This is a genomic window from Undibacterium pigrum (genome assembly GCF_003201815.1).
Classification (GTDB): domain Bacteria; phylum Pseudomonadota; class Gammaproteobacteria; order Burkholderiales; family Burkholderiaceae_D; genus Undibacterium; species Undibacterium pigrum.
Genome location: NZ_QJKB01000006.1, coordinates 314,915 through 335,570 on the forward strand (window position 1 = coordinate 314,915; position 20,656 = coordinate 335,570).

A 20,656-nucleotide genomic window follows, 5' to 3' on the forward strand; every position below is an offset into this window, starting at 1 on the left:
TAGTAAAAAATAGTACGACCAGCAGCAATAGAACCATCAGCACCACCAGCACTACATCCAACTGATATTAGAGGATATATGAAACAGATTTCCAAACAATTTGCCGCATGCGCTGCCCTGGTTGCCGCCTGTATCACCGCTCCAGCCATGGCTGACCCTGTACCGAATGCATCTTCTCCTGGTATAGCCGCCAAATTGATCGTGCGTGGCACGCTTGAAGGTGTGCAAGTGACGGATCTGCGTTCACAGCGCAAGAATGATGTCATGGTGGTGCAAGCCGAGACTGTCAATCTGACTAACCGCGATGTCCGTATTTATTATCGCTTCCGCTGGACTGATGCTGCCGGCATGCAAGTGGGTGATGGTGAAGTCTGGAAACCATTGATGATACTGGGCCAGCAAAGCCAGTTCATCAAAGGCACGGCCTATGGTCCACAAGCGACCGATTTCAAAATCGAAATGAGTGCAGAGCCACGCTGATCGACAACAACAGTAACAAGATTATTTTTTTGGAGTACATATGAAACGCATTTCCTCATTGTCAAAAAGCTGCGCCCTGGTGGTTTTGCTTGGACTGACACTCACTGCCTGCCAGACTAAACTGTCGCAACCTACAGTCAGCCTGGCGCGCCAGACTACATATGGTGATACCAAGGCAGTTGAAACTGTTACCAATGAATTTGGTTCTACAGATTTGCAAATGATCGCAGAAAAAATGGTCGGTTCCCTGCTGGAAGACCCGGTACTGGCAAACCGCCCTACCATGACTTTGACTGGTGTACGCAACAAGACCAGCGAATACATCGATACCAAGTCCATCATGAATACCATCCAGACTGCACTGGTGAAAAGCCGCAAGGTCAAGTTCACGCGCAGCGCCGATGAAATGCAGCAAGGTGTCGATGAATTGCAGCGTCAAAACCAGAGTGGTTTGTACAAAGCGCAGGGCAAGGCCAAGGTTGGCAATATGAGTGCTGCCAAATATTCTCTGGAAGGCGAAATCGTTTCCATCGTCAAACAAAATGCCAATACCAAAGACGTGTTCTACAAAATGACTTTGAAATTGTATGACATTGAAGATGGTTCCATCGAATGGCAAGACGAAAAAGAAATTCGTAAAACTTCCAAGCGCTAATTTCAGTCGCTCATCTTTTAAAGAGGCAATACGATGTTGAATTTCAAAAAACTGATGGCAGGCTTGTTCTGTTCTGCTGCGGCATTCAGTGCCCATGCTGCTGAACCAAGAATCGCCGTGACTGACCTGACTTATGAAGAAAAAGTCAGTGAGTATTTCCGCGTGGTGTCTGCGTCCAGCAAGAGCAGCGTCAAGGGTAGCTATAGTGAGCGTGAAACTGATCGCAGCTATTCCCAGCGTGGCAATATCAATGCAAAAAGCGAAAGCAACTACTACGAAGCCGAGGGTTTTTATACCTATATCGACCGTGGCGAATTGAAAACCTACACGGCTGACCTGAAAGGTGCCCTGATCAAAGGTGGTGGTGTTTCTCTGGTGCAGGCGCGTCCTTATGTGGGCAAGCCTATGGAAAAAATTTACGACATCATCGGTCGTATCAAGCAGGGTATGTATCCCGGTGCTGACTACGTCTTGTTTGGCACTGTCAGCAATATCCAGTTCCGCCAGGAAAGCAATCAACTGCAATACGGCAATTCCATGACAGCCAGCCTGTCGCTGGACCTGGTGGCTGATTTCAGCCTCATCAATACCAAGACCTATGAAATCAAGGCGGCTTTCAGCGCCAGTGGCTCCGGTGTTGATACCAAGATCATCAGCCGTGCCGGTGACCGCGTCGTCTTCAACCGCGGCAAAGTCATGCAAGAAACTTCACGCAGCCTGGCTGACGCAGCCTATGATGAAATCCTGGTTCAGTTTGGTGCACCACGCGGTGCCAATCGTGGACAGGGTCGCATGCAAAATGGCCAGCCTGTAGTGCCTGTACAAAATACTGAGCCAGTAACAGTGTACAGATAATCGATATCGATTATTGGCAACTGGTTTCAGTTTTAAAAAGCCTGGTGTTTTCACCAGGCTTTTTTGCATCTGGAGCGTCAGATTTTCAAGACTCAGGCTTCTGGATGTATATCCACCTTATACAAATTCTTGCCATCGATATCATGTAGCGAAACCGTCATTGTCTTGGTCTTTGCATCAATTTTTGCTATGCCAAAAAATTGCAGCAATTCTGTAGGTGGGCGATTTTGTTTCATGCCTTGAGGGACGCTGACATATTTCACATCGGGGCCAAAGGTCTGGTCAACTTCGTTGGGGCCAAAGGTGCCCGCATTCAGTGGGCCGCCGACAAATTCCCAAAAGGGTTTGAAATCAGTGAACTGGGCTTTTTCTGGCGTGTAATAGGTGGCTGCGGCATAGTGGACGTCGGCAGTTACCCAGACTATATTCTTGATATTGTGCTGCTTGATAAACTTCAAAATCTCGGCAATTTCCAGTTCGCGCCCCAGCGGTTTGCCATTCTCACCATTGGCCCAGGCCTCATACGTGCCCTTGGCGACGTCGGGATTCAGGTCTGGTACGACGATGGAAATCGGCATGTCGCTGGCAATGACTTTCCAGGTCGAGCGTGAGCGCAACAGTGCTTGTTTCAGCCACTGCAATTGTGGCTTGCCAAGAAAGACGGCATCATCATCCAGGCTGGTTTGCCGGTTGGCGGAGTTTTTGCCGCGATAGCTACGCTCGTCCAGCATGAACACTTCCAGCAATGGGCCATAACTGAACATGCGGTAGATGCGTTCTGGATCATGCTGGTCTATGCGATAGGGGTTGTATTCAAACATGGCGCGGCGCGCATTGGCCGCCAGGGTATTCAAGTCGCGTTGCTGGTAACGTTTTTCTGCCTCGCCTATCTGTTGGCCGGGATACCAGTTATTACGTACCTCATGATCATCCCATTGCACCAGGAAAGGTACTTCCGCTGCAAAGCGGCGCTTATTGGCATCCAGGAAGTTGTAGGCAAAGTTGCCGCGATAATCATCCAGGGTCTCTGCCACTTTGGCTTTGGCTGGCGTGACTATATTATTCCAGAGGCTGCCATCTTCCAGTTTGACTTGCGCCTGTATGGGACCATCTGCATAAATCTGGTCGCCTGAATGTATAAAAAAGTCAGGCTGGAAACGTCGCATGCTTTCATAGATGCGATAACCGCCAAAGGCTTCATTGATGCCCCAGCCCTGGCCTGCTTCATCGCCTGAAAAGGCAAATGTAATATCTCGTTCTGTGCCACCAGGGAGGAGCAAGCTGCCTTGCACGACTCCACTTCTGGCTGAGGGATTTTGCAAATCCTGGAAACTGACGCGGTAAAAAGTACGCTGGCCTGCAGACAAACCACTGAGGTCCAGGCGTGCTGTGTAATCTGTGCCGGGTGTCGCCAGCGGGCCGCTGATGCTGCGGGCATTCTTGAATGACTCATTATTGGCATACTCGACCAGCATGCGTGCTGGCCTGTCAGTGCGGCTCCAGATAATGGCCTTGTCTTTGTGAATGTCGCCGCTCATGACGCCACAAGGTATTTGCGGGCGCAACTTGTCGGCAGTGATGATGGCAGGAGCGCTGTTTTGGGCGCGCACCAGCCTTGGCAGAGCAGCGCCGGCAATCAGGGCGCCAGCACCGGTGGTGGCATTGCACAGGAAGCGACGACGTTGTTGCTGGCTCTTGTTTGATTCATGATCGTTTGACATGGCTATCCTCAACAATGGCTTTATAAGCGTCGTATTCTAAAGTGCCAGTGTGACCAATGTATGTCAATCAACTTAGCCAGTCAGTTCTATGAACGTCAAGGTTTCATCATCGCTCCTGTTTTTGCGAAAGTCGATGACAGTGGCTACCGTTACCACCAGCATTCCCAGTGGAAGCAGGCAGGCGCACAACATGATGATCCAGTTTAGATAGGGAGTACGGGCCAGTGCTCCCCGATAGGGGGTGAATGCATGATCGTTTGCGCTGGCTGCATGGCTGGACTGGTCATGAATATTCACCATTAATATTGGCAAGCTGGTCGCCTGACGCATGGTACTACTGCTATTTTTTTCTGATGGCGGTTCTGGTGTTGCCGGAGGTGGCATTGCAAAGACTTGCGAGGCCAGAAGCAAGCTGCCGACCAGACTGAGTAGTTGAAAGCAGTTACGGGCAATGAGCATGATGTTCATGGCATTTTTGATGAATTGGTATTCAAAAAAAACTGCCTGCCTCTCGTAAGGAAAAAAGGCGGGCAGCAAAAAGGGTAAAGTAGCAAAAAAGGTAGATGCGCCACTACTGGTGGAAGCTAATCAGTCTATCTTCCAGACGTATTGCACCTTGGTCCAGCTTTGTTGTGCCACGCCGTCTATCGTGCCGGGTGTGAAACGGCACAGTGACAATGCCTGGCTGGCAGCCCTGTCGAGTGCGCGATAGCCGCTACTGTCCAGGGTTTTGGTTTCGATGACTTTGCCATCAGTACCTATCAACATGGACAGCGTGACTGTGCCAGCTTCGTTATTGCGTATCGAACTGGCAGGGTAAACCGGTTTGTCGCAGGCATTCAGGTTGATAACTGCGGCGACATGGATGGGGTTTTTAGGGGGAGCTATAGCCGCCACTACGGTTCCATCCAAGGTGCCAGTCCCCACGCTTTTTCCAGTATCTTTAATACCAATCTCGGTATTTGTAAGCCCACTTTCATCTTTTTTTGTTGGCAAACCTGTGGGAGGCTCGGGGACTATCAGCGGAGGAGTGATAGGGTTTTTCAGCCTGGTCTCAAATTCAGGTGGAGGAATCGTTTCCTTTTCCACAGGTTTTTCTATCTGGCTGATCTGAATAGGGCCATCTTTTTTGGATGTGATCGTAATTTTCATGCTGCTCAGCAATGCAGCAAGCAAAGCCACGTGCAGCACGGCGACGACACCCAAACGTGACATGCGCTGCAGGGGGTGTTGTTGGTTTTCTGTGAATTCCATATTGTTCTCCAGGTTTGGGGTCAGGCCAGCTACGGTCTTTCCGTAATTGGGACTAGCTGGGATAAGCAACATGCATTTCCATCCTTTTTATGAACCAGGAAGCTGAAATGGTGTTTATGTGCAATCCATGTGCTTTAAGATAGCAATAAAAATGTCACTTGAAAAGCATTTTTAATTAATTTTTTGGGAAATTGAGCTTCTTGCGCAAGGCAGGCATGGATTTTTTCGCGACTAAGTTCTGCAAGGTAAATAGTTTTGACATGAAAATCATGCCGTCATATCTGACTCTCAAGAAGGAGTGTGAGCTATGTTTGCAGGTATTTTGTAGCCCCTAAGCTGGCAGAATCAATGAGAATGATGTCATTGCTAGTAAAAAGCATTATCATTGCATCCAATGAGTAAATTGCTTTGCCAAACTATAAGGTGTTGTAATAATGCAAAACGATATAAGAGTATTGCTGGCAGATGACCATCCCATCGTGATGACAGGCTTTGCCATGTCGCTCAGTAATCTGGGTATCAAGGTGCTGGGGCAGGCCAGGACACCACAAGAGGCATTTGAACAATATGCTGCCTTGCAGCCGGACGTGGTGATACTGGACATACGCTTTGGTGCCGATTTGACGGGTCTGGATGCCGCCCGCGATATTCTGGCGCAATATGCCGATGCGAAAATTATCTTCCTCAGCCAGTTTGACCAGGATGCATTGATCAAGGAAGCATACCGGCTGGGCGCAAAGGCTTTTGTGACCAAGGATTGTGATCCTGCGGATCTGGCAACCGCGGTGCAGCGAGCGCATCTGGGTGAGTTGTACTTCTTGCCGCACATAGCAGAAAGGCTGGCAAATTTATCTGTGCGTGGTGATGAGTCGCCGCAGTCGCTATTGAACGAGCGTGATCTGGAAATCTTCAAGCTCATGGCCGAAGGGCTGACGAATGCCGAGATTGCTGAAAGACTGGATCTGTCTTTGAAGACCATCAGCAATGTCAGCCAGACCATCAAGGAAAAACTGGGCGTACATCGTCCAGCCTATATCACCAAGCTGGCAGTCAAGCATGGTCTGATTGCGCCATGATGCAGTTTAAGTTGCAAGTGCAGCGGCAGGCAAGCATGCAAACTAGCGCGCAGGCAGAGGCGTAATGAATTTGTCTGCGCTGCTCTGGCGCAACTGGGACTTGCGCTCGCGCCTGTTCCTGATCATCTTGCTGCCGGTGATTTACATGTTTTGTTCCATGGTCTGGTACACCTACCACTCCAGGCTGGAAGAAGGCAAGGGCGAGCTGGCTGAACGTGCCTATGTGGTGTCCACTGCGCTGGCAGAAAGTGTGGAATACAATCTGCTGACCAAGAATTTGCCAGCTCTGAAAAGTACCATGACCGATGTCATGTTGTCTGACCGCAGCATATATAGAATTGATGTACTGGATGCAGAAAAAAAAGATGTGCTGCATATTATTTCTGTCGAAAAAATATTAAGTACGGAACGCTATGTCGAAGTGCCGGTCAAACGACAACTGGTATGGGTTAATTTGCTGCAGGATGCTCAAAAAACCAGGACTGATATTGCACCTGCGGAAGCCAGCAAGGCCGCCAATGAGAGCATGGGCAATAAGGGCAAGAATGCTGATGTACTTGGCTACGTCAGAGTGAGCATGTCAGCGACACGTATGCTGGCCAAGCATAGCCAGCGCTTTGCATTTGAGCTGGCTATCAGTGCGCTGGCCTTGTTTGTCAGCGCGATATTGGCGGTGTATTTATCGCAGAGCCTGACACGTCCCTTGCAGATAGCTATAGAAACTCTGCGCGAGATACGCGAAGGTGATTATTCCAGTACTCTGGAAGTGACTACCGGCGGCGAGATTGGTGATTTGCAGACATCCATCAATGCCATGTCGCTCAGCCTGCAGCAAGCCAAACAAGACCTGGAAAACAAGGTGCAGGAAAGAACGCGTGACCTGATGGAATCACGCAATGAGGCGCTGAAAGCCAATGCAGAAAAACGCAAGCTGATACAAAAGGTGCATAGCATCGTTGAAGATGAACGTAAAAGCATCGCCATAGAAATTCATGACGAACTGAATGCTTCATTGATTGCCGCCAGGCTGGAGGCGCAGCGCATACAACATCTGGCTACGCAAATAGAAGCAACTGAAGTGACAGCAGAGATTCAGGAACGTGCCAAAGCCATTACGAAGCTGACCCTGGATTTATATGCAAATGGTCGCAACCTGGTCAGACGCTTGCGCCCGGAAGTGCTGGACATGCTGGGCTTGCAGGGGGCCGTCGAAGACATGCTCAGGCATTACAACAGCAATGTGCAAGGATGTCAGTTTCATTTTGATAGTGATGGTGATTTTTCAGGGCTGGATAGTGGCCTGGCAATTTCTGTTTACCGCATCATCCAGGAGGCTTTATCGAATGTGATGAAGCATGCTCAGGCGACGCAGGTAGAAGTGGCTTTGACCATGCTGGAAGAGCAAAACAGCTTGCAGATAGAAGTCAGTGACAATGGCCAGGGCTTTGATATCCACCATAGCTCAGCAGGCATAGGCATTACCGGCATGCGTGAACGGGTCGCTGCTTTTCATGGCGAGATTGAATTGCAATCATCGGCAGAAGAAGGTACGCAGCTCATCATACGTTTTCCTGTCGCCCCGGTCTGAGGCGTGAAGACGGAGTATTTTTCAGAACTGAATTTTAATGAATGACATGTTAGAACGGATAAGCAATTGAAACCCTGGTTAAAGACTGCGCTGGCCATCTTGCTGTTATCAGGCATTGCCGGTGTTGCGATAGCGCAGAACTGGATCACTGGCTCTGCCGGAAGCTATTTTGTTGTCTTTGTGTCTTTTTTTGTTTTTGCAGCATGGCTGATCGTCAAGGTACTTTCTACCGTTTCCCGCCATAATGAAAACCTGGTTGCTTGCCCGAAGTGCAAGATGCGTACAGATAGTCTCAGGGATGAATGCATGTGGTGCGATGAAGGCTTATAAAAAAGAAGCGCAACACCTGGGTGCCACGCTTCAGGATTTAATTCGCCATTAAAATGAATTGTGAAGGCGGCTTGACCAGGCAGCCTTCACACGTTCTTGCCAGCCTGGTTCAAACTGCATTAAAACTTAGTCCAAATTCAGTTCAAACCCAACAGGCTATTCAAACTTGCCATTTCTTCGCGCCAGTTATCTTGTTGTTGCACTTTCTGATGCCTGGGTTTGCGTGCCAGATCTGCTTGCAGTAATTCTTCCAGTTCACATAGCCTTTGCAAAGCCAGCTCGGTATCATTGATCACCGGCTCGGCAGTCTTGACAGGTTCTGAGGCACCTCCACGTTGTGCCGAACTGAGTGCAGGCTTGTTACGCAAGCACTGATAAGCGATTTCTGCATCCAGCCATCTTTCCAGTCGGCCATCCTGCACCACCCAGAATTCCTGACAGCTTTGTTCTATCAGGTCGCGGTCATGTGACACCAGTAAAAAGCCACCGGCAAATCCCGACAATGCCTCTGTCAATTCCTGCTTGCCCTGCATATCCAGATGATTGGTCGGCTCATCCAGAAACAGCAAGTGATAACTGGCCATTGATAGCGCCAGGAATAACAGGCGCGCCCTCTCACCGCCGCTCAGCGATGCGACTTTTTGCTGATGCCGGTGATAGGGGAAACCTGCCGAGATCAGGGCTTGCTTGCGCGCCACCTCTGTCCTGGCAGTGTCAGAACCAGCGACGAAGGGATACAGTGCATCTGGCAGGCTGGCTTCGCTGTTGAGTTGTTGCAAAGACTGGTCGTAATAACCTATCTGTGCAGCCGCATGCCAGCGTATCTGTTCAGAAGTTTCTCCTGACAATATCGCTTGCCAGCACTGCCTGAGCAAAGAGGATTTACCCGTTCCGTTCGCGCCCAGCAAGGCGATCTTGTCACCTGGCCGTATGCTGAATTGCTCCAGCGTGAACAAGCCGGGCAAGCCTGGCGTGGCCCTGACGGTCAGGTTTTCCAGTTGCAGCAAATGATTGGCTGCTGATGCCTTGCCATGCAATTTCAAAGTCCAGGGCTGGCCTTCGGTGACTGTGGTTTGTTCTTCCTTCAGCCGGTCTGCCCGTTTTTGCATGGTCTTGGCTTTGCGCGCCAGTTTTTCATTGTCGTAGACACTGCCCCAGAGTGCCAGGCGTTTGCTACTGGCAGTCACGCGGTCTATCTCTGATTGCTCGGCATCACGCCTGGCCTGTGCTGCTTCATCCGCCTGGGCGAGGGATTCCAATGCTTCCGAGCAGGGCTGGTCAAAGCAGGTGATTTGCCTGTCACGCAAAATCCAGCTTTGCCGCGTCACCCGGTTCAGCAGGCGCTGGTCATGCGACACCAGCACGAAGGCGCCTTTCCAGTTCAGCAAGAATTCTTCCAGCCATAACAAAGATGGCAAGTCGAGATGGTTGCTGGGTTCGTCCAGTAGCAAAAGGTTGGGATCGCGCAGCAAGGCACGACCCAGCAGCAAGCGGGTATGCTGGCCACCGGATAGTGATTGCACAGCGACCCTGGCGGTAGCGGCATCAATGCCCAGTTCCTGCAAGAGGCTGTCAACGCGCCAGTGCAATTCCGGCATGTCGTCTATGGCATCTAGCATGGCATCGTAGAGGCTGAGCGCATGCAGGGCTGGAGGTAAATGTTGCTCCACATATTGCAGGCGACACAGGCGTGCCATTTGTATGCTGCCACTATTGGCGCTGCGTTGTCCGGCCAGCAGGGAAAGCAGGGTGGATTTACCACTGCCATTGTGGCCTATCAAGCCTATGCGCTGGCCAACTTGCAGGGTGAAGTTGAGATCCTGGAATAAAACGCCGTGGCTGGTTTCCAGTTGTAATGCTTGTGAAGATAATAAGGTAGTCATGCTCTTGTCTTTGATTTGGGATGCAAGCATCCACGTCAACAGGAGCGCTAACGATATGAGCCGAGAACAGGCCCGGAGGGTAAGTGGGATAAATGTGCTCTCGTCTTGTTATCGCAGCGCGATGGAACTAGGACAAGAGCTGGCAAATGTACCAAAGTTGCGTATGCCGCTGATGGCATACTTTAGAACTTCCATGTTTCCTCCTTTCTGTAAAAAGAGTTTGATCGAAACCCGATTCTAGTGAAGTTTGCAGGGCGAGGCAAGTTAGCCTCTTTTGCCCTGCCCGATTACCTGTCCACCCACTTGCCAAAAAATTATGCCGAAATCCCGACAGTCAAAGTCACAACATAACCCATCGTGGCATTGCCAGTGACGCTGACCATTTGCAGGCTGGTGCCATCGCTGAAGACATTGTCAGTTGCATAGGTGATACGCGCAAGATTACGCACGCTGGAGGTGTAACCCGTAGCCTGGTAGGCTTCATTCAGGGTCGCCATGGGGAAGGTGAATTGTGAAGTTTTGACCTTGTTATTGGCACTGCTGACCTTTGTCAGGCTGGGATAGATCTCGAAATGCACATGCGGCATGCGTCCGTCGTAACAGCCAGGAAAGATCGTGGTAAAGCTGACATTGCCATTGCTGTCGGTTTCCTGCACGCCGCGCAGGTAGTTTTCTGCGGTGACACCGGCTGAATACATGGAATAATTGCCATCGCGGTCACAATGCCAGAGATAAATCGCATATCCAGCCAGCGAAGCGCAACTGCTCTTGGTATTCAGCAGTTGCAGTTTGATCGTCAGGGGTATGCCCGCTGCGACACCGCTGGCCCCGGCGATGCTGGAACGGATATCACTGCGCACGATGCCGGACAGGGCCAGGGCATTGGCGATGCCTGTCCCATTGCTATTGCTGCCATCACCAGGGTAAGGGCCGGCGGTTTCTTCCGGGATGATGCTGCAGGAAGTGCTGCCTGTGCTGGTGCCTGAGCTTGTGGTCGTGCCAGTACCAGTGCTGGTACCTGTACTGGTAGTGGCCGTAGTGGAGCTGCTGGTGGCTGTGCTGGCATCGCTGCCGCCACCGCAGCCCAGTAAAGTGACCGCGCCACCGGCGGACAACCAGCGCAGCATTTGCCTGCGCGAAGCCGCTGCCTGCAATAGCGTATTGAGATCGGTTTCCAGTTGCTTGCCATGATTGTGCATGATGTCTTTTCCTTACAGGGTGGGTTTGCTGCATTGTGTCGCGGCGACTTGTTAAGCGCAGTAAAGCAAAGGTAAAGTTAGGTAAGGATTTTGTGTCATCACCATAAAAATGCCGGTAACACAGTACAGACTGTAAAAGCAGGTAAATTTGCCCCTGTTTTACCCAACTGCGGGTAGGGCTTTGTTATCATCGTCTGCAACTAAAATCACTTCTCTCTCCACATGACCAAGGTATTGCTCGCAGACGATGACGTCGAACTTGTAGGCATGCTCAGGGAATACCTGGAGCGTGAAGATTTTGTCATTACGACCGTGCATGACGGTGAGCAAGCCGTGAAAGAAGCGCTGTCTGGCCAGCATGCCATTGCCGTGCTGGATGTCATGATGCCGCGCATGAATGGCATAGAAGCCTTGCGCCGCATACGTGAGCATAGTCGCATGCCGGTGCTGATGCTGACTGCAAGGGGAGATGATGTAGACCGCATCATAGGCCTCGAACTGGGGGCCGACGATTATGTTCCCAAACCCTGTACCCCGCGAGAATTGCTGGCCAGGCTCAGGGCTATCTTGCGCCGTACTGAAATTGGCATGTCCGCCGAGCAGGACAGGCAATGCCTGGTCATCGGCGCCCTGCAATTATGGCCAGGCCAGCGCAGGGCAGAGTGGAATAATAAATTGCTGGACCTGACCAGCACCGAATTTACCTTGCTGGAACTGCTCGCAAAAAATGCCGGGCAAACGGTCAGCAAGAATGAATTGTCCGAGCAGGGACTGGGCCGTCCACTGGCCCGGTTCGACAGGAATATCGATGTCCACCTCAGCAGCATACGCCAGAAGATCAGCGCCTTTGCTGATGGCCGTACCGTCATCCAGACCGTGTACCGCCAGGGTTATATGCTGACGCGCGAGTGATTATGCCTAAACTCAGCATGCTGAAACTCGGGCGATTATTCTGGAAGTTCTTTTTCTTTATCTGGCTGGCACAATTGACTGCCATCGCCGGTATCAGCATCACTTTCTGGATCAAGCATAGCAATGAAGAAATTGCCAGGTCTGTCGCTATTGCAAATATGAATGCAGGCAAACCTGTGCCAGACGGTCGCTTTGGTCCCGGTTCAGGTCCTGGCCCCGGGCCAGGTTTCCATCGCGGGGAAGGGCCGGGAAAGCCACCTGGTGACCGCGGGCCGCTGGCTATGGGACAGCGCAAACCGCCACCTGATGGTGGCGAAATGCGTGGCGACATGCGCGCCCTGATACCCATGACATGTGCCTTGCTGGCCAGCCTGCTGTTTGCCGCCCTGATGGCCTGGTATATGTCGAAGCCCATACGCAAGCTGAGTGAAGCATTTCAGGCGCTGACAGGCGGCAAGCTGCATACACGCATAGGGGACAGCATGGGCAAGCGCCAGGACGAGCTGACTGAGCTGGGCCGTGACTTTGATCGTATGGCTGAGCAATTGACAGGTTCACTGCAAAACCAGCGCCGCCTTTTGCATGATGTATCGCATGAATTGCGTTCGCCATTGGCACGTTTGCAGGCTGCCATAGGCCTGGCCCGCCAGCAGCCAGACAAGGCAGAGGAATACATGGTCCGCATGGACAGGGAGGCCGTGCGCATGGATAAGCTGGTGGGCGAAATCCTGACACTGTCGCGTCTGGAAGCAGGTGCCCATGCCGGGCAAGACCTGATACACATGGATGAGTTATTTGCCGAGCTGAGCGACAATGCGCATTTTGAAGCCAGGAACGCAGGCAAGACTTTTCATACTGAATTTTCTATCGATGACATCAGCAAGACCTGTGTGCTGGGGCGCTATGAATTACTGCACCGTGCACTGGAAAATGTCTTGCGCAATGCCATCCGGCATACCCGTCCCGATACTGCGGTAACCCTGCAAGCCGGAGTCAGCCAGGGGGCGTTGCATATATCGGTGCTGGATGAGGGGACTGGTGTACCGGAAGCTGAACTGCAAAGCATCTTCCAGCCGTTTTATCGCAGCGTACTGGCCGAGCATGGCAGTGAAGGTTATGGCCTTGGGCTGGCGATTACCCAGCGTGTGATACAGGCGCATGGAGGAAATATCGTCGCCAGCAATCGCCAGCCTGCGGGACTATGCATGGAAATGACACTGCCGCTTGCCTTTGCCTAGGATGGCAAAGGCAGGAACAGGCTCACAGTCAGTCCACCACCTTCGCGGTTTTGCAGACTGATTCGGCCGCCATGTGCTTCAATGATCTCGCGCACCAGTGCCAGCCCCAGACCTGTGCCGCTGCGCTTGGTGGAGTAGAAGGGAATCAGGGCATTCGACATCACGGTGTCTGTCATGCCGCTGCCCCTGTCCATGACTTCTATGCGCGCTACGCCTTGCAATGTCCGTATGCTGAGACTGACATCATCGGCTCTTGAGCCAGACTCATGAGCGTTCTTCAAGAGGTTCAGCAAGGCATGTTCCATCTGCGCCCGGTCAAGATTGACAGCTTCATCCGGCAGGCTGTCAGTGACAGTGAAGATGACTTGTGACTTCAAGCCCGCAATGAAACTATGCCAGTGCGTGCTTTCCAGTCTGGGTGTCGGCAATTTGGCAAAGCGTGCATAGCCATCGATAAAGCTTTCCAGATGGCGGGTACGTTCTTCTATGGTTTGCAAGATGCTGGGCAGGCGTTCAGTCTGGCCGCGGCTGACCAGGACTGCCGCTGAATTCGCCAGCGAGGCAATCGGCGCCAGGGAATTATTCAATTCATGGCTGATGACGCGGATGACTTTTTTCCAGGTCTGTACTTCCTGGCGGCGCAATTCCACTGTCAGGTGGCGCAATAAAAATAATTCATGATGGCGGCCATTCAGGCTGAAATGGCGACGGGCCAGATGATAGACTTCTTCCTCTTCTTCCGCATCTTTGGCAGCCACGGTGAATAAGCCATCACCACCACGGTGTATGGCATCCCGTAGTGAGCTGGAGACCTGGGTCAGGATATCGTCAAAACTGAAACCTTCCAGTTTGCGCCCCTGATTGAGCAATTGCCTGGCCGCGATATTAGCGAAGACTATGGGGCCACGGTTTGCCACCAGCATCATCGCCACCGGCGTATTTTGCACCATGGTATCGAGCAATAATTCTCGCTGTACCAGGTCCAGCCTCTGCTTGCGCAAAACATCGCCCAGTGCATTATGGGCCTCCACCAGCTCGCCCAGCTCATCCTGCAGGGGCCAGTGCACGCCGATGGAAAAGTCATTGTCCTGATAACTGATGACCGTACCAGCCAGGGTATGAAACAAACGTATCATGGCCTGGAACTGGCTGCGCATGATGCCTATGCCCAGCGGCAAGATGATCAGCAGGCTGAGCCCGGCTGCCAGCCAGACCTGGTCGGGTAGCAAGTGCAGGATGCCCATGCTGATGGCAACCGCCAGCAGCAGTATAGCCAGCATCAGCAAAGTCAGGCGTGTCAGTATGGAAAACAGCGGGCGCTTGTCTGGCCCGCTGCTTGATGCAGCTGTCTGAGGGGGCGTCTGGTCTGTCATGCGCTGCGGCTGATACCCAGTCTGTCCATGCGTCGATACAATGCCTGGCGACTCAGGCCCAGTTCAGCAGCAGCTTGCGCCACTACGCCATGCGATTTTTGCAGGGCGCGTTCTATGGCGTCCTTGTCTGGCTCTTGCTCGTTGATCCAGCTATTTGCCAGCGGCAAGCCAAGATCTGTTGGCATGATTTCATTTTTTGCGGCCAGCAGGCAGGCACGCTGCATGACATTCTTGAGTTCCCTGACGTTGCCAGGCCAGGCATATTGCACCAGTGCCGACGCGGTGCTGGGATGCAGGGTCTTGCCATTGTTAAGGAAGTGTTCAGCCAGCGGCAAGATGTCGCCTGTGCGTTCTGCCAGTGTGGGCAAATGTAATTCGATGACGTTCAGGCGGTATAGCAAATCCTGGCGGAAGTTGCCCGCCCTGATCATGGCAGGCAGGTCTGCATTGGTGGCACTCAGTACCCTGACCTTGACCTGCCTCTCCTTGTTTGAGCCCAGTCTTTCAAAGCGCCCGGTTTCCAGCACACGCAATAATTTCATCTGCCCGGCCAGCGGCAGGTTACCTATTTCATCAAGGAACAGGGTGCCACCATCTGCTGCTTCAAACTTGCCTTCACGGGCTTTGCTGGCGCCGGTATAGGCACCCGCTTCGGCGCCAAACAATTCTGCTTCTATCAGTTCTGCTGGCAGTGCGCCGCAATTGAGTACGACAAAAGGGCCGTCCTTGACGCTGGAATTGGCCTGTATGATTTCTGCGATTCTTTCCTTGCCTGCGCCATTCGGGCCGGTGATCAGCACTGGTACATCGGCGCGTGCCACCTGGCAGGCCATGCCCAGCACACGCTCGGTGGCAGCGTCATTCCAGACCAGATTGCAGAGATTGAATTTTTGCTCCAGCTCGCGCTTTTGCTTACGCTCGCGCTGCATTCTTTGTTGCAGGGCACGATTGCTTTGCCCCAGCTCGATCAAATTCCTGACGGTAGTCAGCAATTTCTGGTCATTCCAGGGTTTGCCTAGATAATCGGCAGCTCCTGATCTGATCAATTCTACTGCTGCATCCAGATGTGTCCAGGCGGTCAGCAAGATCACGGGCAGGTCAGGGTAGCGTTTGCGTATTTCAGTGAACAGGGCACGGCCTTCATCACCCGAGGTGGTGTCGGCCGTGAAGTTCATGTCCTGTATCACCAGGTCGACAGCCTGGTGCTCCAGCATCGCAAGCCCCTGCTCTGGCGATGTGGCGCATACTGCATCAATCTCATGCAATGAGAACAGCACTTCGAGTGCCACCGCGACGGTGGCGTTGTCATCAATTATTAATACAGTAGGCATTGTCGTTATTGTGGATGTCAGGGCTTCAGGTACTGCGGGTAGCAGTGGCCGGTGAAATCGAAGCGGCGCGTGCTGCTGGCCCTACTACCGCGATGATACCAAGTATCCAGAAAATTACACTGGCTCCCAGCAAATAAGCGACGGGTAATTTCGTCAATTCCAGTTTGCTGACCAATAATTGATTCAGACCTATGGCCAGGGCGACGCCGCAGGCGATCCCAAAGCTGGTGATCATGAAGTTTTCTGTGATGAAGTAGCGCAGTACGTCTATCCTGCGCGCACCCAGGGCACGGCGCACACCAATATGCTTGCGGCGCTGTGTCACCCACAGGCTGGAAATGCCGACGATGCCACTGGCAGTCACCAGAAGGAGCAGCACGCATACAGCGATCAGCATCCAGGCCAGGCCATTGTCAGCACGGTAGCGTCTGGTGCGATCGTTTTCCATACTGCGCAGATTGATAATCAGCGGTGTTGCTGAGGCTTTTCTGAGGGCTACCTCAACATCTTTCATAACGCGGTCACGCTGGCCAGGTTCAGCACGTACTGAATACTTGGAATATGGGTCGTTTGACATACGGGTAGGCAAGACAACTGAAATCTCACCCTTTGCACCTATTTGCGCGCCGTGAGTCTGCAAACGGTCCAGCACACCTATGATACGTGTCTCCTTCGCATCGTCACCCGTACCAAAATAGATATTTTTTCCTACCACACTGGCCTGGCCGGGAAAAAGCTTCTCTGCCGTGGCCTTGGTGATGATGACGACATCAGGAAAGTCCTTGCTGGTGTTGGCATCAATTTCGCGGAACTCCCCCTGGTTGAAATCACGACCATCGGTCAGTTTCAAGCCCCAGAGTTTCATCACCGATTGGGATACGACATACATCGATACGCTGCTACTGCTGGCAGCCTGTTTTCTATCCAGCGAAACGCCGGTGCTGCTGCCAGACCAGGACAATGGCGTCTGACTGACCCGCGTGACATCCTGCACGCCAGATACGCCGCGTATGATCGCTTCGTCATGTTTCTGCGTAGCGATTTGTTCTGCGTGTTCAGCCAGCTTACGGTTACTCACGTTGATGGAAAACAGATCGTTTTCTTCTGCCACACCGCTGGGCCGCGATACTACCTCCATACGCAGTTGAACGATGTAGACAGCGTTGGCTAAAATTGCCAGGCTGATGGCAACCTGCAGAGCCACCAGGATGGCACCGGTTTTACTGCGCAGCAGCGCAGAAAAAATGGGGCGAATTTCGAAATTGAGTTTCATAGTGGCCTCATTGTGATTTGAGTTGTATCGCAGGTGTCACCTGGCATGCACGCCAGGTCGGGAACAATCCCGCTACTATCGCTGCCGTGACTGACATGACAAAGGTGATGGTCAGCATTTGCCAGTCCATGTGTGCTACGACCGTCAGTTGTTTTGACTGCATGGCGATCAGGGCAAGTGCGCCAAAAGCCAGTATCAGACCGGCGACACCGCCAGCCAGGCCGATGACACTGCTTTCGATGAGAAATTGATTAAATATCTCTTTGCGGGATGCGCCCAGCGCACGTCGCACACCCACTTCCGATGCCCGTACAGAAAATTTCGCCAGCAAAAGCCCCACGGTATTGACCAGACACAGCATCAGAAAACCAAAGGCCAGCCATGCAGATAGTTTGTTATCGTTGCCGACGACTTTGGTTTCTTCCATCCATTCCATGACATTGAACAGCTTATTTTTTGCCTGGCGCATGTAGCGTCCCAGTTTGCGCTGGTCAGCGGCATAATTGTCGAGATAGCTTTGCAGTTCCTGACGCAGGCTTGCAGTCTTTAATTCAAACCAGAAACTTATCCACGTGCATTCAGAATTCAGCCTGCCCTGCCAGCCGGGTTCGGTGTCGCCAGTGCAGCCCATGCCGCCAGCGTGGGTGATTTCATGCCGGATGGCGCTTGCCAGGGGAATAAAGAAGTCTTCCTGCTCACCGAAGGTCGCATTGCGGCCAGCGAAACGGTAAAAGCGAGGGCTGGGTTCCCAGGGGCCAAGTACTCCCACGATCTGGAACTGGTGTCCTATCATGGTCAGGTACTGGCCAACGGGATTGGTTTTGCCATACAGTTTTTCAGCCAGCTTGTTGCCAAGTACTACAACATCCGTCGCCTTTGCATCATCGTTTTCCGTCCATGCCTGTCCATGCACAAAGGGCGTATCAAACATGGCAAAAAAATCCTTGTTAGTGGCGACACCTTCTGATTCTATTGCCGGCAAGTCTTTGCGGGCCGGTTCTATGGCCATCAAGATGCCATACATCGCCGCGCGCCTCTCTCCAATTTTGGCAGACAGGTGATTCATTGCATCACGATAGCTCATCTGAATATCATTTGGCTCTTCACCAGGGGTGTAACCTTTCAATGGGCCGTTATCCATCAAGGGCATGAACAGACGATCGCTCTTTTGTGGTATCGGGTCACCCGACATCACATGCAAAATAGTCAGGGTAGAGATACTGGCAGCAACGCCAACAGCCAGGGTCAGCACCATCAGTGCGGTCAGTGCCGGGTTGCGGCGCAGGCTGCGCACACCAAGTAAAAAATAATATCGAAACATCATGCGGCTCCTCAGGCAACTGCCGAACTATCAACTTCATTGGCCGAACTGCCTTCGCTTTTCCCGTCGGCTTTGGCATCATACAGAGATGGCATCTTGCGTACCAGGTCACTGACCTGACCATCAATGATATGAACATTGCGCTGGGCACGAACCGCCAGTTCAGGATCATGGGTGACCATCAAAATGGTCGTGCCCTTGGCATTGATCTCTTCCAGCAATTCCATGACGCTGCGCGCCATCTGGGTATCCAGGTTGCCGGTTGGTTCATCGGCCAGCAAGAGCTTGGGTGAGCCAGCCAGGGCGCGGGCGATGGCCACGCGTTGCTGCTGGCCGCCAGACAATTCAGCCGGGAAATGCTTCATGCGCGAGGCCAGGCCTACCTGTGCCAGTGCTGCTTCAATGCGGTCTTTACGTTCAGTCGCATTCAAGCCACGGTAACGCAGCGGTACGTCGACATTGTCGAATAAATTCAAGTCAGGAATCAGATTGAAACCCTGGAAGATGAAGCCCAGTTTTTCATTGCGCAGGCGGGTGCGGGCATTGTCGTTCATGCCTTTGACATTGATGCCATCGAGCAGGTAATCACCGTCATTGAAGTCTTCCAGCAAACCAGCGATATTCAGGAAAGTGGTCTTGCCTGAACCGGATGGTCCGGTGACGGTGACAAATTCACCTTCCTTGACATGGATGTCGAAGCCACGCAGGGCATGGGTCTCTATCAGATGTGTACGGTAAACTTTGCTCAGATTTTTCATGCGTAACATGGGATATTCCTTCTTGATTTAATTGTTAATGGATACGCTATTGGCGTTCTCAAATGTATCGGTACCTGATATCACGACTTTGTCGCCGTCTTTCAAACCACTGAGAATTTCTACTGCTGAAATACTGGTTGCACCCAACTTGATAGCACGACGCTGGGCAACGCCGTTTTCGACTACATAGACAAACCGTCCACCCTCTGCTTCAACGAAAGGGCCGCGCGGCAAAATCATGACGTTGGCTTTTTCTTCCATCAGCAATCTGGCCGAGACGCGCTGGCTTTGACGCAGGCCTTCAGGCTGTTTGTCGCTGAAACGAACTCTGGCAAGGATCTGGTTCTTCACCACTTCTGGCGAGATGGCGGTCAGCGTGCCCATGACCTTATTATTGTTGATCATGATCTCGGCCTTCATGCCCAGACCCAGGTCTGTCATATACGATTCAGGGATTTCGACTTCAACTTCAAGTTGCGACAAATCAACCAGGGTCATCAGTGCGGTATTGGCGGCCACCACGCTGCGATTGGAAATCGCCAGGCTGCCGATGATGCCGTCTACCGGCGCACGCAATTTCAATTCTTCCACGCGGCGCTTGGCATAATCCATGCTCAGACGCTGACGTTGCAACTGGCTCATCTTGGTTTTTAATTCGAGGCTGACATCTTCGTTTTCCAGGTCAGCAGCCTGAGCCGCATGCTTGGCACGCAGCTCGGTTGAATGCATGGCATCCTGGGCTTTCAGGAAATCATTCTTGGCAACCACACCGACGACACCGGCTGCCTCTATGCGCTGGAAGGCGCGCTGAGCAGCTACGCGGTCTATCTCGGCCTGGTCAGCGTCACGTCTGGCGATCAGCTTTTGCTTTTTTGCGAGGATTTGCTGGCGTGCGACTTCGGCTTCCAGTTGTTCGGTATTCGATTGCTCACGCTTCAACTGGTCATTCAGATCAGGGGACTCTATCTCGGCGACGATGTCGCCTTTTTTAACGGTCTCACCGGCATTGACTTTCAGGGTGACTGTGCCACCGGCACTGGAATACAGAGTGGGGCTGACTGCAGCAACTACCCTGCCATTGACTGCGGCATCCCTGACCAGATTGCCATGGCTGACAGCAGCAATACGCAAGCGCGATGCACTGACAGACTGGCTGCTGCCGCGCCAGGCTGACATCAGCAAGGCCAGGGCAGTGATGCCCACTACGCTGGCGGCAACTGCCATGATCACGCGTTTGCGTGTTTTCCCTTTGTCGGCTGATAAAACCATGTCCTGGCCTGAAGTGTCTCGTATCATGATGTATCCACTAAATTGTTTGCTTAATGATTAGCAGAAAGCGTGCCAGTTTTAAGTGATTGATTTATATGGATATTTTTTGATGTGCGTTTGTCCGTCTTGTCCGTACGGCT

At 52.2% G+C, this 20,656-nt stretch carries 19 protein-coding genes; 8 read left to right on the forward strand and 11 right to left on the reverse strand.

Annotation, left to right across the window (positions count from 1 at the left end):
* The first annotated feature begins 78 nt into the window (after window positions 1-78).
* Genes DFR42_RS18760 through DFR42_RS18770 form a run of 3 tightly spaced genes read left to right on the forward strand, consistent with a single transcriptional unit; the run spans window position 79 to window position 1,990 of the window.
* The gene (locus tag DFR42_RS18760; RefSeq protein ID WP_110256547.1) at window positions 79-480 is read left to right on the forward strand and encodes a YcfL family putative periplasmic lipoprotein; all 402 of its coding nucleotides are present in this window, start codon (window positions 79-81) and stop codon (window positions 478-480) included.
* A gap of 40 nt (window positions 481-520) precedes the next feature.
* Window positions 521-1,135 carry a penicillin-binding protein activator LpoB gene (gene lpoB, locus DFR42_RS18765; RefSeq protein WP_110256548.1) on the forward strand — a complete coding sequence of 205 codons (615 nt, stop codon included), beginning with the start codon at window positions 521-523 and terminating at the stop codon, window positions 1,133-1,135.
* 33 nt (window positions 1,136-1,168) lie between these two features.
* A complete protein-coding gene (locus DFR42_RS18770) occupies window positions 1,169-1,990 on the forward strand; it encodes a penicillin-binding protein activator LpoB (RefSeq protein WP_110256549.1) in 822 nt (273 codons plus the stop codon).
* A gap of 92 nt (window positions 1,991-2,082) precedes the next feature.
* On the opposite strand, the gene DFR42_RS18775 is transcribed toward DFR42_RS18770, so the two are convergent.
* From DFR42_RS18775 to DFR42_RS18785, 3 genes are all read right to left on the reverse strand, one after another.
* Window positions 2,083-3,711, reverse strand: a complete 1,629-nt coding sequence (locus DFR42_RS18775) for an alkaline phosphatase D family protein (RefSeq protein ID WP_110256550.1) — start codon at window positions 3,709-3,711, stop codon at window positions 2,083-2,085.
* A 72-nt stretch (window positions 3,712-3,783) separates the two neighbouring features.
* Entirely contained in the window at window positions 3,784-4,179 is a 396-nt protein-coding gene (locus tag DFR42_RS18780; protein ID WP_146218889.1) for a hypothetical protein, read from the reverse strand.
* Between the two features lie 120 nt (window positions 4,180-4,299).
* A complete protein-coding gene (locus DFR42_RS18785) occupies window positions 4,300-4,965 on the reverse strand; it encodes an energy transducer TonB (RefSeq protein WP_170133577.1) in 666 nt (221 codons plus the stop codon).
* Window positions 4,966-5,399: 434 nt separating this feature from the next.
* On the opposite strand from DFR42_RS18785, the gene DFR42_RS18790 reads away from it, so the two are divergent.
* From DFR42_RS18790 to DFR42_RS18800, 3 genes are all read left to right on the forward strand, one after another.
* A complete protein-coding gene (locus tag DFR42_RS18790) occupies window positions 5,400-6,041 on the forward strand; it encodes a response regulator (RefSeq protein ID WP_110256553.1) in 642 nt (213 codons plus the stop codon).
* A 64-nt stretch (window positions 6,042-6,105) separates the two neighbouring features.
* Window positions 6,106-7,629, forward strand: coding sequence for an ATP-binding protein (locus tag DFR42_RS18795; protein ID WP_110256554.1), 1,524 nt, complete (start codon window positions 6,106-6,108; stop codon window positions 7,627-7,629).
* Window positions 7,630-7,695: 66 nt separating this feature from the next.
* Window positions 7,696-7,959: a hypothetical protein gene (locus tag DFR42_RS18800; protein ID WP_110256555.1), complete on the forward strand. Its 264-nt coding sequence runs from the start codon at window positions 7,696-7,698 to the stop codon at window positions 7,957-7,959.
* 137 nt (window positions 7,960-8,096) lie between these two features.
* Here DFR42_RS18800 and DFR42_RS18805 read toward each other — a convergent pair whose 3' ends face one another.
* Both DFR42_RS18805 and DFR42_RS18810 read right to left on the reverse strand, forming a co-directional pair.
* On the reverse strand, window positions 8,097-9,842 hold the full coding sequence (locus DFR42_RS18805; protein WP_110256592.1) for an ABC-F family ATP-binding cassette domain-containing protein: 1,746 nt from the start codon (window positions 9,840-9,842) through the stop codon (window positions 8,097-8,099).
* A gap of 314 nt (window positions 9,843-10,156) precedes the next feature.
* Window positions 10,157-11,041 carry a dioxygenase family protein gene (locus DFR42_RS18810; RefSeq protein WP_110256556.1) on the reverse strand — a complete coding sequence of 295 codons (885 nt, stop codon included), beginning with the start codon at window positions 11,039-11,041 and terminating at the stop codon, window positions 10,157-10,159.
* Between the two features lie 222 nt (window positions 11,042-11,263).
* On the opposite strand from DFR42_RS18810, the gene DFR42_RS18815 reads away from it, so the two are divergent.
* Window positions 11,264-11,953, forward strand: coding sequence for a response regulator (locus tag DFR42_RS18815; RefSeq protein ID WP_110256557.1), 690 nt, complete (start codon window positions 11,264-11,266; stop codon window positions 11,951-11,953).
* A gap of 2 nt (window positions 11,954-11,955) precedes the next feature.
* Entirely contained in the window at window positions 11,956-13,191 is a 1,236-nt protein-coding gene (locus DFR42_RS18820; protein WP_245937013.1) for an ATP-binding protein, read from the forward strand.
* On the opposite strand, the gene DFR42_RS18825 is transcribed toward DFR42_RS18820, so the two are convergent.
* The 6 genes from DFR42_RS18825 to DFR42_RS18850 are packed head-to-tail and all read right to left on the reverse strand — an operon-like array spanning window position 13,188 to window position 20,543.
* Window positions 13,188-14,564: a sensor histidine kinase gene (locus tag DFR42_RS18825; protein ID WP_110256558.1), complete on the reverse strand. Its 1,377-nt coding sequence runs from the start codon at window positions 14,562-14,564 to the stop codon at window positions 13,188-13,190. The two genes, DFR42_RS18820 and DFR42_RS18825, sit on opposite strands and share 4 nt — an antisense overlap.
* Window positions 14,561-15,895, reverse strand: coding sequence for a sigma-54-dependent transcriptional regulator (locus DFR42_RS18830; protein WP_110256559.1), 1,335 nt, complete (start codon window positions 15,893-15,895; stop codon window positions 14,561-14,563). The genes DFR42_RS18825 and DFR42_RS18830 overlap by 4 nt, the downstream gene beginning before the upstream one ends.
* A 25-nt stretch (window positions 15,896-15,920) precedes the next feature.
* Window positions 15,921-17,168 (reverse strand): ABC transporter permease, encoded by a 1,248-nt coding sequence (locus DFR42_RS18835; RefSeq protein WP_110256560.1) that lies wholly within the window; start codon window positions 17,166-17,168, stop codon window positions 15,921-15,923.
* A 7-nt stretch (window positions 17,169-17,175) separates the two neighbouring features.
* On the reverse strand, window positions 17,176-18,489 hold the full coding sequence (locus DFR42_RS18840; RefSeq protein WP_110256561.1) for an ABC transporter permease: 1,314 nt from the start codon (window positions 18,487-18,489) through the stop codon (window positions 17,176-17,178).
* Window positions 18,490-18,500: 11 nt separating this feature from the next.
* Entirely contained in the window at window positions 18,501-19,256 is a 756-nt protein-coding gene (locus DFR42_RS18845; RefSeq protein WP_110256562.1) for an ABC transporter ATP-binding protein, read from the reverse strand.
* An 18-nt stretch (window positions 19,257-19,274) separates the two neighbouring features.
* Complete coding sequence (locus DFR42_RS18850) at window positions 19,275-20,543, reverse strand: efflux RND transporter periplasmic adaptor subunit (protein ID WP_110256563.1); 1,269 nt, start codon at window positions 20,541-20,543, stop codon at window positions 19,275-19,277.
* Between the last annotated feature and the right edge of the window lie 113 nt (window positions 20,544-20,656).

Excerpts from the sequence above, each read along its gene's own strand:
- DFR42_RS18760 (WP_110256547.1), top strand. The coding sequence starts at position 79 with ATGAAACAGATTTCCAAACAATTTGCCGCATGCGCTGCCCTGGTTGCC.
- lpoB (WP_110256548.1), top strand. The coding sequence starts at position 521 with ATGAAACGCATTTCCTCATTGTCAAAAAGCTGCGCCCTGGTGGTTTTG.
- DFR42_RS18770 (WP_110256549.1), top strand. The coding sequence starts at position 1,169 with ATGTTGAATTTCAAAAAACTGATGGCAGGCTTGTTCTGTTCTGCTGCG.
- DFR42_RS18775 (WP_110256550.1), bottom strand. The coding sequence starts at position 3,711 with ATGTCAAACGATCATGAATCAAACAAGAGCCAGCAACAACGTCGTCGC.
- DFR42_RS18780 (WP_146218889.1), bottom strand. The coding sequence starts at position 4,179 with ATGAACATCATGCTCATTGCCCGTAACTGCTTTCAACTACTCAGTCTG.
- DFR42_RS18785 (WP_170133577.1), bottom strand. The coding sequence starts at position 4,965 with ATGGAATTCACAGAAAACCAACAACACCCCCTGCAGCGCATGTCACGT.
- DFR42_RS18790 (WP_110256553.1), top strand. The coding sequence starts at position 5,400 with ATGCAAAACGATATAAGAGTATTGCTGGCAGATGACCATCCCATCGTG.
- DFR42_RS18795 (WP_110256554.1), top strand. The coding sequence starts at position 6,106 with ATGAATTTGTCTGCGCTGCTCTGGCGCAACTGGGACTTGCGCTCGCGC.
- DFR42_RS18805 (WP_110256592.1), bottom strand. The coding sequence starts at position 9,842 with ATGACTACCTTATTATCTTCACAAGCATTACAACTGGAAACCAGCCAC.
- DFR42_RS18810 (WP_110256556.1), bottom strand. The coding sequence starts at position 11,041 with ATGCACAATCATGGCAAGCAACTGGAAACCGATCTCAATACGCTATTG.
- DFR42_RS18815 (WP_110256557.1), top strand. The coding sequence starts at position 11,264 with ATGACCAAGGTATTGCTCGCAGACGATGACGTCGAACTTGTAGGCATG.
- DFR42_RS18820 (WP_245937013.1), top strand. The coding sequence starts at position 11,956 with ATGCCTAAACTCAGCATGCTGAAACTCGGGCGATTATTCTGGAAGTTC.
- DFR42_RS18825 (WP_110256558.1), bottom strand. The coding sequence starts at position 14,564 with ATGACAGACCAGACGCCCCCTCAGACAGCTGCATCAAGCAGCGGGCCA.
- DFR42_RS18830 (WP_110256559.1), bottom strand. The coding sequence starts at position 15,895 with ATGCCTACTGTATTAATAATTGATGACAACGCCACCGTCGCGGTGGCA.
- DFR42_RS18835 (WP_110256560.1), bottom strand. The coding sequence starts at position 17,168 with ATGAAACTCAATTTCGAAATTCGCCCCATTTTTTCTGCGCTGCTGCGC.
- DFR42_RS18840 (WP_110256561.1), bottom strand. The coding sequence starts at position 18,489 with ATGTTTCGATATTATTTTTTACTTGGTGTGCGCAGCCTGCGCCGCAAC.
- DFR42_RS18845 (WP_110256562.1), bottom strand. The coding sequence starts at position 19,256 with ATGTTACGCATGAAAAATCTGAGCAAAGTTTACCGTACACATCTGATA.
- DFR42_RS18850 (WP_110256563.1), bottom strand. The coding sequence starts at position 20,543 with ATGATACGAGACACTTCAGGCCAGGACATGGTTTTATCAGCCGACAAA.